At 68.0% G+C, this 14,501-nt stretch carries 12 protein-coding genes; 5 read left to right on the top strand and 7 right to left on the bottom strand.

The features are described 5' to 3' along the window. Window positions 1-40: 40 nt before the first annotated feature. From ASE67_RS07990 to ASE67_RS07980, 3 genes are all read right to left on the bottom strand, one after another. Entirely contained in the window at window positions 41-598 is a 558-nt protein-coding gene (locus ASE67_RS07990; protein ID WP_055758875.1) for a nucleotide exchange factor GrpE, read from the bottom strand. A gap of 16 nt (window positions 599-614) precedes the next feature. After that, complete coding sequence (gene hrcA / locus ASE67_RS07985; protein WP_055758872.1) at window positions 615-1,652, bottom strand: heat-inducible transcriptional repressor HrcA; 1,038 nt, start codon at window positions 1,650-1,652, stop codon at window positions 615-617. Between the two features lie 178 nt (window positions 1,653-1,830). Further along, on the bottom strand, window positions 1,831-2,349 hold the full coding sequence (locus tag ASE67_RS07980; protein WP_156348544.1) for a DUF6438 domain-containing protein: 519 nt from the start codon (window positions 2,347-2,349) through the stop codon (window positions 1,831-1,833). Window positions 2,350-2,467: 118 nt separating this feature from the next. On the opposite strand from ASE67_RS07980, the gene rph reads away from it, so the two are divergent. The 3 genes from rph to ASE67_RS07965 all read left to right on the top strand — a co-directional run bounded on the left by rph (window position 2,468) and on the right by ASE67_RS07965 (window position 4,194). Beyond that, the gene (gene rph, locus ASE67_RS07975; protein WP_055758866.1) at window positions 2,468-3,184 is read left to right on the top strand and encodes a ribonuclease PH; all 717 of its coding nucleotides are present in this window, start codon (window positions 2,468-2,470) and stop codon (window positions 3,182-3,184) included. Beyond that, a complete protein-coding gene (gene rdgB, locus ASE67_RS07970) occupies window positions 3,181-3,810 on the top strand; it encodes an RdgB/HAM1 family non-canonical purine NTP pyrophosphatase (protein WP_055758863.1) in 630 nt (209 codons plus the stop codon). The genes rph and rdgB overlap by 4 nt, the downstream gene beginning before the upstream one ends. Before the next feature lie 168 nt (window positions 3,811-3,978). Beyond that, complete coding sequence (locus tag ASE67_RS07965; protein WP_200922181.1) at window positions 3,979-4,194, top strand: hypothetical protein; 216 nt, start codon at window positions 3,979-3,981, stop codon at window positions 4,192-4,194. Window positions 4,195-4,198: 4 nt separating this feature from the next. Here ASE67_RS07965 and ASE67_RS07960 read toward each other — a convergent pair whose 3' ends face one another. Beyond that, window positions 4,199-4,762, bottom strand: a complete 564-nt coding sequence (locus ASE67_RS07960) for a CAP domain-containing protein (protein ID WP_327196665.1) — start codon at window positions 4,760-4,762, stop codon at window positions 4,199-4,201. A gap of 20 nt (window positions 4,763-4,782) precedes the next feature. On the opposite strand from ASE67_RS07960, the gene hemW reads away from it, so the two are divergent. Beyond that, window positions 4,783-5,943: a radical SAM family heme chaperone HemW gene (gene hemW / locus ASE67_RS07955; RefSeq protein ID WP_055758859.1), complete on the top strand. Its 1,161-nt coding sequence runs from the start codon at window positions 4,783-4,785 to the stop codon at window positions 5,941-5,943. 61 nt (window positions 5,944-6,004) lie between these two features. Continuing rightward, window positions 6,005-7,000, top strand: coding sequence for a N(4)-(beta-N-acetylglucosaminyl)-L-asparaginase (locus tag ASE67_RS07950; protein WP_055758856.1), 996 nt, complete (start codon window positions 6,005-6,007; stop codon window positions 6,998-7,000). Between the two features lie 60 nt (window positions 7,001-7,060). On the opposite strand, the gene ASE67_RS07945 is transcribed toward ASE67_RS07950, so the two are convergent. The 3 genes from ASE67_RS07945 to ptsP all read right to left on the bottom strand — a co-directional run bounded on the left by ASE67_RS07945 (window position 7,061) and on the right by ptsP (window position 14,487). Continuing rightward, window positions 7,061-10,060: a TonB-dependent receptor domain-containing protein gene (locus tag ASE67_RS07945; protein ID WP_082457005.1), complete on the bottom strand. Its 3,000-nt coding sequence runs from the start codon at window positions 10,058-10,060 to the stop codon at window positions 7,061-7,063. Window positions 10,061-10,312: 252 nt separating this feature from the next. Further along, window positions 10,313-11,986, bottom strand: a complete 1,674-nt coding sequence (gene nagE, locus ASE67_RS07940; RefSeq protein WP_055758854.1) for an N-acetylglucosamine-specific PTS transporter subunit IIBC — start codon at window positions 11,984-11,986, stop codon at window positions 10,313-10,315. Then, on the bottom strand, window positions 11,983-14,487 hold the full coding sequence (ptsP, locus tag ASE67_RS07935; protein ID WP_055758851.1) for a phosphoenolpyruvate--protein phosphotransferase: 2,505 nt from the start codon (window positions 14,485-14,487) through the stop codon (window positions 11,983-11,985). The genes nagE and ptsP overlap by 4 nt, the downstream gene beginning before the upstream one ends. Window positions 14,488-14,501 lie beyond the last annotated feature (14 nt).

Genomic DNA, 14,501 nt, shown 5'->3' with positions numbered 1-14,501 from the left:
AACCGCGGCGGGGTGGCAAGGTCGGGCTGAACCGCGTCGTTCAGGCCCCGCCCTCCGGCGCCTTCGCCACGCCGACCAGCGCCGGGCGCAGCAGCCGGTCGCGGATCATATAGCCGGTCTGGATTTCCTGCACGACCGTGCCGGGCTTCGCATCGCTCGACGGGACTTCGAACATCGCCTGATGCTTGTTGGGGTCCAGCGCTTCGCCGACCGACACCATCTTGCTGATGCCGTGGCGGCCGAACACGCTCTCCAGCTCGCGGCCGGTCGCTTCGAGGCCGACGATCAGCCCCTTCATTCGGTCGTCGCCGCGCAGTTCGTCGGGGATCGCCGACAGCGCACGCGACAGATTGTCGGCAACCGACAGGATGTCGCGCGAAAACGCGGTCGCGGCATAGGCGCGGGCGTCGGCCACTTCCTTTTCGGCGCGGCGGCGGACGTTCTGCAGGTCGGCGCGGGCATAGAGCACCTCGGCCTGCGCATCGGCCAGCTTCGCCTCCAGTTCGGCGTGGCGATCCGCTTCGGCGACTTCGGGGGCGGCCTCTGCGGTGGCTTCGCGCAGGTCGTTCGTATCGTCGTTGGCGGGGATGTCGTTCATTCCAGTCTCTTCTTTGTCAGCCCAGCAGTCGGGCCAGCGTTGCTGCGGTGAAATCCACCATGGGCACGACGCGCGCATAGTTCAACCGAACAGGCCCGATCACGCCGACGACGCCGACCACGCGCCCGTCCAGCGCGCGAACCGGCTTGGCGATGACCGACGATCCGGTCAATGCGAATAACTTGTTCTCGGACCCGATGAAGATCCGCGCGGCATCGCCGTCCTGCGCCGATTCGAGCAGCCGGGCGATCTCCTCCTTGCCCTCCAGCTCGTCGAGCAGCTGCCGTACGCGGTCGAGGTCGTGGCTGGCGGCATCGTCGATCAGCCGCGCCTGCCCCCGCACGATCAGCACCGGGCGATGGTCGCCATCCTCGCTCCACATCGCAAGGCCACGTTCGACCAGCGCCCGGGCGGCAACATCCAGCTCGGCGCGTTCCTGCCCGATTTCGCGGAGGATACGGTCGCGCGCCTCGCTCAAGGTCAGGCCCGACAGCCGCGCGGTCAGGTAATTGCCCGCCTCGACCAGTGCGGCGGCACCGGCGCCGGGCGTTTCCAGCACGCGATTCTCGACCGATCCATCGGCCCCGACCAGCACCGCCAGCGCGCGGGTGCCAGACAGCGGCACGAACGACACCTGCCTGAGCACCGGCTCGCGCTTGGGCACCAGCACCACGCCCGCACTCGCGGACAGGCCTGACAGCGCAGCGGCAGTGCCGGCCAGCGCCTCCTCGACCGGGCCGGCGCTGTCGGCCTGTGCGGCGATGGTCGCGCGTTCCTGTGCCGATGGCTCCATCGCGTGCATCATGCCGTCGACGAACAGGCGCAGCCCGGTCTCGGTCGGCATCCGCCCCGCGCTGACATGCGGCGCGGCGAGCAGGCCCGCTTCCTCAAGGTCCTGCATGACTCCCCGGATCGATGCCGGCGAGAGGTTCAGGCCCGACAATTGCGCGATGGTGCGCGATCCGACCGGCGTGCCGGTCGACAGATAGGAATCGACCACGATCCGGAACACGTCGCGGGCGCGGTCGGTCAGTTCGTGGATCGGTTGGGCCATAGTGGGAATGTAGAAGCGTTGAAGCGCTCGGGAAAGCCTATCCTCCCCGGCACGGGGAGGGGGACCGCCGCGAAGCGGTGGTGGAGGGGGATAGCCTCGCAACGCAACGGTTCCGTATGCGGATACCCCCCTCCACCAGCCTGCGGCTGGTCCCCCTCCCCGTGCCGGGGAGGACCCTCTAGTTCACCTCGATGAACTGCCGGATCGGCAGCTCGTTCGGGGCCGAGCGCAGCGCTTCGTTCATCGCCTGATCGTGCATCCGACAGCCATAATAGAGCGAGAGGTGCTGCGCCGCGCCCGAGATTTCGTTCCAGCGGATATCGACCGAGGGCATGTCGGTCGCCACCTGCCCGCATCCCGGCTGCCCCGGCTGGATCAGCTGCTCGCCGTCACGCGGCCGGTACGGCTGCAACTTTGCGGCAAAGGCACGATACTGGGCCGGGGTCGCGCGAAAGCTGCGGATGCCGACGACCTTGGTAAACTGCCGCCCTTCGAACACGCCCGAACCGTCGGGCTGGACGGTGACGCGGTAGACCGGACAGGTCCCGAAACAACGCGACGTCTCGTAGCTGATCGTCTCGCTCTCGATCGCGACCGGCGGGGCCTGGGTGGTCGTGTTCCCCACCGCCATCACGCATCCGCCCAGCATCGGCAGCATCGGCAGCATCGGCAGCATCGCTAACGCCATCTTCTTCATCATCGGCTCCCTGTTGTCGTTGGTTGTTTCGGCCCCGTATTCCTTTGGGCGTACCGCGCGGCGTCTGGCGCGTCGATGAACGGGCGGCTAGTGCATAGGCAAATTTCAGGAGATTCCCATGCGCCCATCCGGCCGCACCCCCGACGAAATGCGCCCCATCACGATCGAGACGAACTTCACCCGCCATGCGGAGGGTTCGTGCCTGATCGGGTTCGGCGATACCAAGGTGCTGGTCACCGCCTCGCTCGAAGAGCGCCTGCCGCCATGGCTGCGTGGCAAGGGCGAAGGCTGGGTCACCGCCGAGTACGGCATGCTGCCGCGCGCCACCCACACCCGCAGCAGCCGGGAAGCGGCCAAGGGCAAGCAGTCGGGCCGTACCCAGGAAATCCAGCGGCTGATCGGGCGCTCGCTGCGCGCCGTGGTCGACCTGAAGGCGCTGGGCGAACGCCAGATCACGCTCGACTGCGACGTGATCCAGGCCGATGGCGGCACCCGCACCGCGTCGATCTCCGGCGCATGGGTGGCGCTGCGCCTCGCGGTCGACGGGCTAATGCGCGAAGGCAAGCTGGAGGTCGATCCGATCAGCCGGCAGGTCGCGGCGGTCAGCTGCGGCATCCATCAGGGCACCCCGGTGCTCGACCTCGACTATATCGAGGATTCGGCCGCCGACGCCGATGCCAATTTCGTCCTGACCAGCGACAACAATATCGCCGAGGTCCAGGCTACCGCCGAAGGCGCATGCTATGACGAGGAGGCGCTGCTGCGCCTGCTGCGCCTCGCCCGCATCGGCTGCGGCCGCATCTTCGCCGAACAGCTGCGGGCGACCGGTCGATGAGCGGCGAGGGCAAGGAACCGCAGGCGATCCGCAAGCTGGAACCGGGTAAGCTGGTCATCGCCAGCCATAATCCGGGCAAGATCCGCGAGATCGCTGCGCTGCTCGGGCCGTACGGCGTGACGCCCATCTCGGCCGGCGAACTCGACCTGCCCGAGCCTGAGGAAACCGGCACGACCTTCGTCGCCAATGCCGAGCTGAAGGCGCTGCAAGCCGCCGACCTGTCGGGCCTGCCCGCACTTGCCGACGACAGCGGCCTGTGTGTCGAGGCGCTGAACGGCGATCCCGGCATCTTCTCCGCCCGCTGGGCCGGGCCGTCCAAGGATTTCGGCGCGGCGATGCGGCTGGTCGAGGAACGGATGCAGGCGACCGGCCCCGACCACAGCCGCGCCGCGCACTTCGTCTGCGCGCTGGCGCTCGCCTGGCCTGACGGCCATGTCGAATGGTTCGAGGGCCGCGTCGACGGACAGCTGGTCTGGCCGCCACGTGGCGAACACGGCTTCGGCTATGACCCGATGTTTGTTCAGGACGGCATGGACCAGAGCTATGGCGAGATCGATCCCGACCACAAGCATGCGATCAGCCACCGCGCCGATGCGTTCGCGCAGCTGGTGAAGGCGGTCTTCTGAGCTAAAGCTGTTCCGTCACCCCGGACTTGATCCGGGGTCCCGCTTCTTCTTCTCGCGCGGGTAAGAAGCGGGACCCCGGGTCAAGCCCGGGGTGACGATCAGGTCGGGCGTACCAAGCGGAACGCCCACCCGCGTCCGGGCATTGGGCGTTCCGAAAGGAATTGCCCCATGTCCGACGCGCTGACCGAAACCCGCCACCGCGAGATCGCGGTCGAGCATCTCCTGTTCTGGACGATGCGCTACGTCGAACAACAGCATCCGGGCCTGCTCGATTCCCTCGAAGCGAGCCTCGACAAGCTGGGCGATCCGTCGCCGGCCGATGACAAGGACGACAACGCCGTCCGCCATATCGCCGCCAAGATGATCGCCGGCGCGCGCGGATGATCGATCAGAAGGCGCGCTGCCCCGGATAATTGCCGGCGGGCACATAGCGGCAGACGATATAATCGTCCTTCGCACTGCTCGCCTCGGCACAGCCGAAGCGCTGGGTCGTGCGCCACATGATCTGGGTATAGTGCCCGACATCCTCGAACCGGCCGGTGCGCGACACCGCCGGCAGGATACCGGGCACATAGTCGCGCTTTTCGGCGACCCAATGCCCCGCCATCTCGGCATAGCGATAGGCGCCGCGTGTGCCGGTCCACAGGTTTTCGCCCTGTTCCGGCACGCCGCGCGGCTGGGGCGAATGTTCGAAGCGGCGGTTCTGTGCCAGCGTGTCGGCATAGCGTTGCGCATCGCGAACAAGCGCCGGGTCCCACGCCAGCGCCGGCAAACCCGCCTGCGCCCGCGCCGCGCGGTGCCCCGCCTCCATCGCCTGCCGCAACTGCGCGCTCCCGCGCGGCGCGTATCCTTCGAACGCACGCGGTTCGACCACACGCTCGGGCACATGGGCGGGCCCGGCGGAACAGGCACCCAGCAGCAACGCCGCCATCAGCATTTGTATCGCTCGCATCGCCCCCATATGGGACGGCGATGCAGCCCGACCAAGCACCCGCCCCCGATCCTCTGGCGCTCTACGTCCATTGGCCGTTCTGCGTGTCGAAATGCCCCTATTGCGACTTCAACAGCCATGTGCGCGATCAAGTGGATCAGGCCGCGTGGCTGCACGCGCTGCTGGCCGACCTGGCGCATGAGGCCGCCGAGCTGCCCGGCCGGCGGCTGGCATCGATCTTCTTCGGTGGCGGCACGCCGTCGCTGATGCCGCCCGCGACCGTCGCCACGATCATCGAGGCGGCCTGCCGCCACTGGCCACCGACCGACACTATCGAGATCACGCTGGAGGCGAACCCGTCCTCGGTGGAAGCCGCGCGCTTCGCCGACATCGCCGCCGCCGGGGTCAATCGCGTGTCGCTGGGCGTACAGGCGTTGCACGACGACGCGCTCGCCTTCCTCGAACGCGCGCATGGCGTGGAGGAGGCGCTGGCCGCGCTAGACGTCGCACAGCGCCATTTCGCGCGGGTCAGCTTCGACCTGATCTATGCCCGGCCGGGCCAGTCGCTCGCAGCATGGGAGGCGGAACTCACCCGTGCGCTGTCGTTCGGGACCGAGCATCTGTCGCTTTACCAATTGACCGTCGAACCCGGCACGCGCTTCGCGACGCTGGCGGCGAAAGGGCAGCTGATCCTGCCCGACGCCGACCTGTCCGCCGACCTGTTCGAAACGACGCAGGCTTTGACCCGTGCCGCCGGGCTGCCGCTGTACGAGGTGTCGAACCATGCCCGGCCGGGCGCGGAGAGCCGCCACAACCTGACCTATTGGCGCTATCGCGACTATGCCGGCATCGGTCCGGGCGCGCATGGCCGCCGCACCGGGCTGGCGACCGTCCGCCGCAAGAAGCCCGAAAACTGGATCGCCGCCGTCGAACGCAACGGCCATGGCATCGAACGCGAGGATGCCCTGACCCCCGACGAACGCGTGACCGAGGCGCTGGTGATGGGTCTCAGGATGCGCGAGGGCGTCGACCTCGCCCGCATTGCGACGCTGGGCGCGCGCCCGATCGATGCGGTCGTACGCGCGGATGCGGTTGCCCTGCTTGCGCGACAAGGATTGCTGGTGCGCGAGGGCGATCGGCTGGCGCTGACCCCGGCGGGCATTCCGGTGCTCGACGCGGTGCTGCGCGAGATCGCGATCTGATCCCCTTGCCCCTTTGCCGGTGAGTGCGCACAACCGCGCATCACCAGTAAAAGGGGCACCCATGCCGACCATCACCCGCCGCACCGCCATTGCCGGCCTCGCCGCCGCGACCGGTGCCGCCAGCCTGCCCGCGCAACCCCGCGCCGCGTCCACCCTGCGCGTGGCTTCCACCTGGGACTTCGGCGCCGCCGCCAATGACGCCGCCGTCGCCCGCTTCCGCGCCGGCGGCAGCCTGATCGACGCGCTGGAGGCCGGGGCGAAGGTGCCCGAGGCCGACCTGTCGAACCATTCGGTCGGCAAGGGCGGCTATCCCGACCGCGACGGGCGGGTAACGCTGGATGCGGTCATCATGGACGACAAGGGCCATGTCGGCGCGGTTGCGGCGATGGAGGATATCGCCCACCCGATCTCGGTCGCGCGCGCGGTGATGGAGCGCACGCCGCACACGTTTCTAGTCGGCGACGGCGCACGGCAGTTCGCGCTGGAATCGGGGTTCACCCCGGAAAAGCTGCTGACGCCGGAGGCGGAGGCCGAATGGCGCAAATGGCTGAAAACGTCGAAATATGCCCCCGTCGCCAATAGCGAGAATGTGCGCGCGCCGCTGGGCGGGCCGCTCGACCATGACACGATCGGCATGATCGCCCGCGCCCCCGGCGGCGAATTGGCCGGGGCCTGCACGACGTCGGGCATGGCGTTCAAGCTGCACGGCCGCGTCGGCGATTCACCGCAGGTCGGCAGCGGCCTGTTCGTCGAAGCCGGCGTCGGTGCCGCCACCGCCACTGGCCTTGGCGAAGAAGTCTCCCGGATCGCCGGCACCGCCCGCGTCGTGTCCTCGCTGCGGGCGGGCATGACGCCGATGAACGCCTGTCGCGAGGCGGTCGACCACATCGCGAAGCTGCGCGGGAAGGCGCTCGACGGCGTGCAGGTCGGCTTCCTCGCGATGGACCGGAACGGACAGGTCGGCGCGTTCGCGATCCTGCCGGGCTTCACCTATGCCGTGACCGGCGACGACGGCCGCAGCACCATCGTCAAATCCGCCAGCCTGCGCCGCGCCTGACATGGAAAAGCCCGCCCCCCGGTTGGGGGAGCGGGCCTTTTCGTCACAATAGGAACGGGATCAGAAACGAACAGTCGCGCCGGCCACGATCTGACGGCCCAGCAGGTCGTACCGGAATAGCGTGTTGTTCCGCAGCAGGCCGAGCAGCGAACGCGAGTTCGGGATCAGCGGCGGATCACGGTCGAACAGGTTGTTGACCGCCAGCCGCAGCGTGTAGCGCTTCGCCACGTTGAACGTCGCCGCAAGGTCGAAGTAATTGTAATCGCGGATGCGGTTATAGGTCGTGCGACGATCCGCCGCGCCATACGGAATGCCCGTATCGGCGGTGGCGTTGTAGGTGATCGTCATCGGCCCCTGATAGCGCCAGTTGAGCGACAGGCTGACCACGTTTTCCAGCGACGACCAGGTGGTGCGCAGGCCGTGCGTCCACTTCGGGAAGCCTTCGCCGCAGAACGGGCCGTAATAGCCGACGCACTGGCGCGCACCGACCGTCGGCGAATCCTGCCCACCGATCGAGGTCATCAGCGTGCCGTTGAAGCTCAGGTCGACCCGACCCGCCTGGTCGAGGTTCAGCGCATATTGGCTCTGGAAATCCCAGCCATGCGAGTCGCTCTTGTACCCGTTGCTCGTGCCTTGGATGAAGAAGCCGGTCGACGGGTTGCCGGTTGCCGGGCTGTACAGCGTGTACGTCCCCGGATTGCGCACGATCCCGCGGCAGAAATACGGGTTCTGCGTCTGGATACAGCCGTTCACGAAATCGTTCGCGCCGAAATAATTGATCTGGTCGTCAAGGTCGATCAGGAACCGGTCGATCGAGACGGTCAGACCCGGCAGGAACCGCGGGCGCAGGATGACGCCGAACGTCTTGGTATAGGCGGTTTCCGGGGCCAGTTCGAACCCGCCATTGCGGATCGTGCACAGGCCGTCAGGACAGCTGAGCGTCTGGCTGCCGTACAGATTGTCCGGCAGGCCGGTGGCGCGGCACGCTTCGATGCTGGCAACCGGGGCCAGGAAGCGCCCCGGATTCTGCGGATCGGGCGTGGTGGCGCACGGATCGTTGCGCGAACCGACCGTGACATAGTTGATGTTGCTGGCCGACACGACCTGGGTCAGCGTCGGTGCCGCCTGCGCCTTGTTGATCGATCCGCGGAAGGTGATGTCGTCGACCGGCGCCCACAGCCCCTCGACCTTCCACGTGTCGAACGACCCGGCGAGACGGTTATACTTCGAACGACGATAGCCCGCATTGACCTGCAGCAGCTTGGTCCAGCTGCGATCCTCGACGATCGGCAGCTGCGCCTCGACGTTGCCTTCCCAGATATTCTGGGTGAAGCGCGCATCGGTACCGCCATTGGTCTGACGGAACAGCGCGTCGGCGGTCTCGATATAGCGTTCGGCACGGAATTCCACGCCCAGCGCGATCGCGACGCCCTGTTCGGCCAGCGGCGACTTGATGCCGTAGGTGCCAAGGTCGCCCGACACGGTTCCTAGCACCTGCCACATGCTGGGCTTGCTGACCTCCGACCCGTCGACATTCTCGAACGCATAGTTCGCGAAGGCGGCGTCGTTGTTATACGGCCGGAACGGATTGAACGGCACGCAGGACGCACCGCCGGTGCGGCAGGTCGGAACCCCGTTGACGTTATCGACGATCAGCGCCTGGCGCAGCCGGTCGAAATTCGGGAATGCGGGATAGGTCAGCTTCGACGTGTTCGTCGAATACACCCCCGACAGATCGTAATGCCACGCGTCGAACACGTTGCCGCGAATGCCGCCGGTGACGCGATACCCCTTGTTCTCGAACTTGTTGTACGCCGGGGGCAGCCCGTCGAAGCGGTAGAGCAGGTTGAACGGGACCAGCGTGTTGGTGCCGGCGGCGTTGCCGCACAGCGTCTGCCCCTGCGATGCCGACAGGAACGGATTGTTGCAGTTCACCTGGTAGGACGTCGCGCCGAAGACGCTGGCCGGATAGACGCGCAACGGAGTCGGGTTCTGCGACCGGTCGCGATACGCCAGCAGCGTCGAATAGATTTCGGCCGCATCCGACAGCTTGACGGTCAGGAAACCGCCGGCGTTGATGCGGTTGAACTGACGCTGGGCGGCGAATTCATCGAACGGATTGGCCGCGGCGCCCTGGGTCGATCCCCATGGAATGAAGTTGCCCGACCCGTTGGGATTGTTGACCAGCACCCGCCCGGCATTGGCGCCGGCGCCCGGAATGATCGTGCCGACCTGGGTGTATTGGCTACGCGTGCAGCTCAGCGCCGAATCCCGCGTCGGCGTCGTCACCTCGCATGCCGACCACGACCGCGAACCCTGCGGCAGCAGATCCGCCTGACGATAGCTGAAGAAGCCGGTCAGGTTGACGCGATCGTCGAGCAGCGACTTGCCCGCCGTCAGCGTGACGTCCATCCGCGCGCCATCGTTGGTCAGGCCGGTCGGTGCCTGAAAGAACGACCGCCGCGCCGCGTCGGTCACGGCGTTCTCGCGGTTCTGGTGGTTGTAGAAATTATAGTTGGCGTTGATTTCCACGCCGTCGAAATTCTTCTTCAGGATGAAGTTCACGACGCCCGATACCGCGTCTGAACCGTACACCGACGACGCACCGCCGCTCAGCACGTCAATCCGCTCGACCAGCGTGGCCGGGATGATGCCGACGTCGAGGCCGTTCTGGATGCCAAGGCGCAGGCCATCGACCAGCGTCAGCGTGCGTTCGAAACCGAGGCTGCGCAGCTTGATCCGCTGACGCCCGCTGGATTCGGCATAATTCTGTTCGGCGTTCGGCGCGACCTGCGGCAGGCGGTTCAGCACCTCCTCGATCGTGGTCGCGCCCTGCGCCTGGATTTCCTGCGCGGTCACGGTCGCGATCGGCGCGGCCGATTTGTTGTTCGGGCGGACGATGCGGGTGCCGGTGACGACAATCGCCTTGTCGTCGTCGCTGGTCGTCGACGCGGTGTTGGTTTCCGGCAAGGCCTCCACCGGCACGACCTGCGCATGGGCGGTGCCCGCCAGCATGGTCGCAAGACACGATGTCGTCAGCAGCTTGGTGATCGATTGCATGAACGTCCCCCTTGTGGTGCCGCGCGGCCCGTCGGGGTTGGCCCTGCACGATGCGGGTGGCCGGGCGACCCTGTTCGCCCCTTCCCCGCATCGCGGCCGAACCACCGACCGTCCTCCCACGCGCTTTATTTCACCTGCGAGACATTCTTTCGCCAGCGACCAGCCGCGTCAATATCAGCTGAAACTGGTTTTCATCCCTGCAAACGATATTGCGATGCGGTGCGCTATTTGCGCAACACACCGCCAGCGTTGTCAGACCAGCACATGTACCACGGTCGGCGCGACCTGCCGCGCGGCGCGCACGCCGGGCAGCGTTGCCGGGTCGATCGTGCCGGGCGTGCGCAGTTCGATGCGAATCCGCCCGGCCAGCGCCTGCACCTCAGCAATCGCCGCCGCCCCGCCCAGTGCCGCCAGCAGATCGGGCGACAGGTCGACGGCCACATCGGTCGTGACCGCTTCCGTCGCGGCGACCACGGCCACCGGGCCACCGGCTCCGGCCGCACGGATTTCCTCGGCCACCTGGTCGGCGATCGGGCCGACGATGACCTGCACCGCGCGATCCGACGGACGGATCACCCCCATCGCGCCCAGCGCCTTCAGCGCGGCTTCGTCGACCAGCGCCTGATCCGCGACGACAAGACGCAGGCGCGTGGTGCATGCCCCGATGCTGGCCAGGTTCGCACTGCCGCCCAGCGCCGCGAGGAACGCCCGCCCCCGCTCGCCCGCCGCGACCGGCGCACCGCCCATCGGCGCGACACTGGCGTCGCGGCCCGGCGTCTTCAGGTCGAACCGCACGATGAAGAAGCGAAACACCCCATAATAGACCGCGAAATAGACGAGGCCGATGGGCAGCAGCAGCAGCGGCTTGGTCGCCTTCCCATAGTTCAGCACATAATCGAACAGCCCGGCGGAGAAACCGAAACCCAGTCGCACGCCCAGCGCATCCATCACCGCCATCGACACCCCGGTCAGCACCGCATGGATCGCATAGAGCACAGGCGCGAGGAACATGAACGAGAACTCGATCGGCTCGGTCACCCCGGTCAGGAAGCTGGTGAGCGCGAGGCTGAGGAGCATGCCGCCCACCGCCTTGCGCCGGTCGGGCAGGGCCGATCGATACATGGCAAGGCACGCGGCGGGCAGGCCGAACATCATGACGGGGAAATACCCGGCCATGAACGCCCCCGCGGTCGGATCGCCGGCGAAGAAGCGCCGCAGATCGCCGGTCGTGCCGTTGAAATCGCCCAGCACGAACCAGGCGACATTGTTCAGGATATGGTGCAGCCCGGTCACCAGCAGCAGCCGGTTGAGCAGGCCGAACCCGAACAGCCCGAAGCTGCCCGATGCCACCAGCGCGCGGCTGGTCAGGTCGAGCGCGCTGCTGATCCCGGCAAAGCTCAGCCCCAGCACCATGGCGATGCCAACGCCCGCCAGCCCGCTGACGATCGGCACGAAACGGCGCCCGCCGAAGAAGGCGAGATATTCCGGCACCTTGATCGTCGCAAACCGGTTGTAGAAACTTCCACCGATCAGGCCGGAGACGATGCCGATCGGCACGTCGAGCTTGCCGAACGCCTTAGCCTTCCACGCGGCCGACAGGATGGCGGCAGTGGCATCGTTGAAGCCCTGCGTCACGTCGGCCGGCACGATCAGGAACACCGGCCCGCCGTTCTTGACGACCAGATAGCAAACGACCCCGGCCAGGCACGCCGCGCCATTGCCGTCGCGGGCGATGCCGCACGCGACGCCGATGGCGAACAACAGCCCCAGATTGTTGAACAGCGCATCGCCTGCCGCCGCCAGCAGGCCGATATCGAGCAGGTCGGGCTGGCCCAGCCGCAACAACAGCCCCGCCACCGGCAGGACCGCGATCGGCAGCATCAGCGCACGGCCGATCGGTTGCAGCGCTTCGACGATCGACTTCATGCGGATAGCTCCTGAAGGAATTCGCGGGCAAGCGCGCGGACCTCGCGCGGGGAGGATGCCGCCAGCGCGCGGATGGCAAGCGTGTGGCAGGCGGCGGTGTCGAGGCGCCGGACCAGCGCCTTCAATTCGGGTACGAAGCGCGGCGACGCCGACAATTCGGTGATGCCAAGGCCAACCAGCAGCGGGATCGCCAGTCGATCGGACGCCAGCCCGCCGCACACGCCGACCCAGCGCTTGTGCCGCTTCGCGCCGTCGGTCGTATGCGCGATCAGTTGCAGCACCGCCGGGTGCAGGCCATCGACCCCGCCGGCCACCGCCGGATTGCCGCGATCCATCGCCAGCGCATATTGCGTCAGGTCGTTGGTCCCGATCGACAGGAAATCGGCGTGCGCGGCCAGCGTCGCCGACGTGACCGCCGCCGCGGGGGTTTCGACCATGATGCCGACCTCGACCCGCTCGGTAATCCCCATCTCGCCGCGCAACCGGTCGACGACCGCGCGGACGGCGGTGATTTCCTCGACGCTGGCGACCATCGGCACCATGATCCGGCACTGCCCGACCGGCTGGACCGACAGGATCGCGCGCAGCTGCGCCTCAAGGATATCGGGCATGGCGAGCGCGACGCGGATGCCGCGCAGGCCCAGCGCCGGATTCTCCTCCGGCGCGATCGGCAGGTAGGATGCCGGTTTGTCGCCGCCGACATCGAGCAGGCGGACGATCAGCGGCCGACCTTCCAGCGTGCGCGCGATATCACCGTACAATGCGGCCTGTTCGGCGACGTCGGGGGCGGTATCGCGCTCAAGGAACAGGAATTCGGTGCGCAGCAGCCCCGATCCTTCCGCCCCGTTCGCCATGGCGGCGACCGCGTCGTCGAGCGAACCGAGATTGGCGAACGCTTCGATCCGCACGCCATCGGTGGTGACGCAATGCTCCGCCGCCTGCGCCAGCGCGGCGGCACGCTCGGCAGCGCGGCGTTCGATGCCGCCGCGCGCTTGCGTCAGCGTCACCTCGTCAGGCGCGACATGGATCACGCCGCTATCGGCGTCGAGGATCAGGGTCGTGCCGTCCTCGACATGCGTCAGCGGCGCGCCGACCGCGACCAGCGCGGGCAGGCCCATCGTCGCGGCAAGGATCGCAACGTGCGAGGTCGGGCCACCGCGCTCAACCAACAGGCCGGCGACACAGGCAGGATCGAGCGCCATCACCTGCGACGGCAACAGGTCGTCGGCGAGCAGGATGGTGCCGGGTGCAAAGGTCATCGCATCGTCGGCCACGCCGGTCAGCTCGCGCAGCACCTGTCGTTCGAGGTCGAGCAGATCGTCGGCCCGCTCGGCCAGCCGCGCATCGCCCAGCGACCGCAGCGTCGTCGCCTGTGCCCGCGTCGCCTGTCGCCAGGCATGGCCAGCATCGCGCCCGGCCCCCACGTCGCGGTCGGCCGCCTCGCGCAGTTCGGGATCGTCGAGGAACGCGATATGCGCCGCACGGATCGCCGCACCGGCCCCGCTGCCGTCCTGCGACGCCAGCCGGTCGCGCACCGCCGCCAGCGCACTGTCAAGCCGCGCGGCTTCGACGCCCGCGCCCTGCCCGTCGACCGGCACCGCAATATCGGCGACGCGCAGCCAGCGCGCGGTGCCGATTGCAAAGCCCGGCGCGGCGAGCGTGCCGGCCAGCTGCCCCTCGGCCAGTTCGACCGGCTGCACCGGCGGCGGCGCGGCGATCGGTGCGGCGGGAGCATGGGCGACGCCCTCGCCCATGCCGCCTTCGATCAGCGCGACCAGCGCGTCGACCGCCTGCGCCGCATCGGGGCCGCTGGCGCTGACGCGGATCGTGTCGCCGAACCGGATGCCCAGACCCAGCAGCCCGACCGCACCCGAAGTCTTGGCCTCGGCCCCGTCCTTCGCAAGCCAACTGGTGGCGGTGAAGCCGCGCGCGACCTCGCCGATGCGCGCCGCCGGGCGGGCGTGGATGCCGTGCGCCAGCGGAACCCGGACGCCCTTCACGACCCGCTCGCCCGACGCATCGGGCGCAGCGGCTGTCGCATCCAGCGGCTCCAGTGTCAGCAGCGCATCGCCCACCGCGACCACCCGGCCACCGCTGCGATCGGTGATGCGGAACCGGTCGCCATTGGTGACGATGATCGGCGTCATCAGCGAAGGTGCTGCCTGCACCAGCGCGTCGAGGTCGAAATCAATCAGCGGCTGGCCGCGCGTCACCGTGTCACCCACCGCGACCCTTGCGGTAAAGCCGCTGCCGCCCAGCTGCACCGTGTCGATGCCGATATGCATCAGCAGCTCGACCCCGCCATCCCCGCGCAGGGTGATAGCATGGCCGCCGACGTGCAGCGTCAGCACCTTTCCGTCGCACGGTGCGTGCAGCGTCGTGCCGAGCGGATCGATCGCCGCGCCGTCGCCCAGCATGCGCCCGGCAAACACCGCATCGGGCACATCGTCGAGCGCGGCCGCCCAACCGTGAAGCGGCGCGGTCAGCTGGATGGCGGTCATCAATGCCCCCTTGG

This window comes from Sphingomonas sp. Leaf23 (assembly GCF_001421585.1).
Taxonomy (GTDB): domain Bacteria; phylum Pseudomonadota; class Alphaproteobacteria; order Sphingomonadales; family Sphingomonadaceae; genus Sphingomonas.
The sequence above is the reverse complement of the archived record's forward strand: the minus strand, read 5'-3'. Positions and strand labels throughout refer to the sequence as shown.

Bases quoted from the DNA above. Each gene is read 5' to 3' on its own strand.
- ASE67_RS07990 (WP_055758875.1), bottom strand. From the start codon at position 598: ATGAACGACATCCCCGCCAACGACGATACGAACGACCTGCGCGAAGCC.
- hrcA (WP_055758872.1), bottom strand. From the start codon at position 1,652: ATGGCCCAACCGATCCACGAACTGACCGACCGCGCCCGCGACGTGTTC.
- ASE67_RS07980 (WP_156348544.1), bottom strand. From the start codon at position 2,349: ATGAAGAAGATGGCGTTAGCGATGCTGCCGATGCTGCCGATGCTGCCG.
- rph (WP_055758866.1), top strand. From the start codon at position 2,468: ATGCGCCCATCCGGCCGCACCCCCGACGAAATGCGCCCCATCACGATC.
- rdgB (WP_055758863.1), top strand. From the start codon at position 3,181: ATGAGCGGCGAGGGCAAGGAACCGCAGGCGATCCGCAAGCTGGAACCG.
- ASE67_RS07965 (WP_200922181.1), top strand. From the start codon at position 3,979: ATGTCCGACGCGCTGACCGAAACCCGCCACCGCGAGATCGCGGTCGAG.
- ASE67_RS07960 (WP_327196665.1), bottom strand. From the start codon at position 4,762: ATGCGAGCGATACAAATGCTGATGGCGGCGTTGCTGCTGGGTGCCTGT.
- hemW (WP_055758859.1), top strand. From the start codon at position 4,783: ATGCAGCCCGACCAAGCACCCGCCCCCGATCCTCTGGCGCTCTACGTC.
- ASE67_RS07950 (WP_055758856.1), top strand. From the start codon at position 6,005: ATGCCGACCATCACCCGCCGCACCGCCATTGCCGGCCTCGCCGCCGCG.
- ASE67_RS07945 (WP_082457005.1), bottom strand. From the start codon at position 10,060: ATGCAATCGATCACCAAGCTGCTGACGACATCGTGTCTTGCGACCATG.
- nagE (WP_055758854.1), bottom strand. From the start codon at position 11,986: ATGAAGTCGATCGTCGAAGCGCTGCAACCGATCGGCCGTGCGCTGATG.
- ptsP (WP_055758851.1), bottom strand. From the start codon at position 14,487: ATGACCGCCATCCAGCTGACCGCGCCGCTTCACGGTTGGGCGGCCGCG.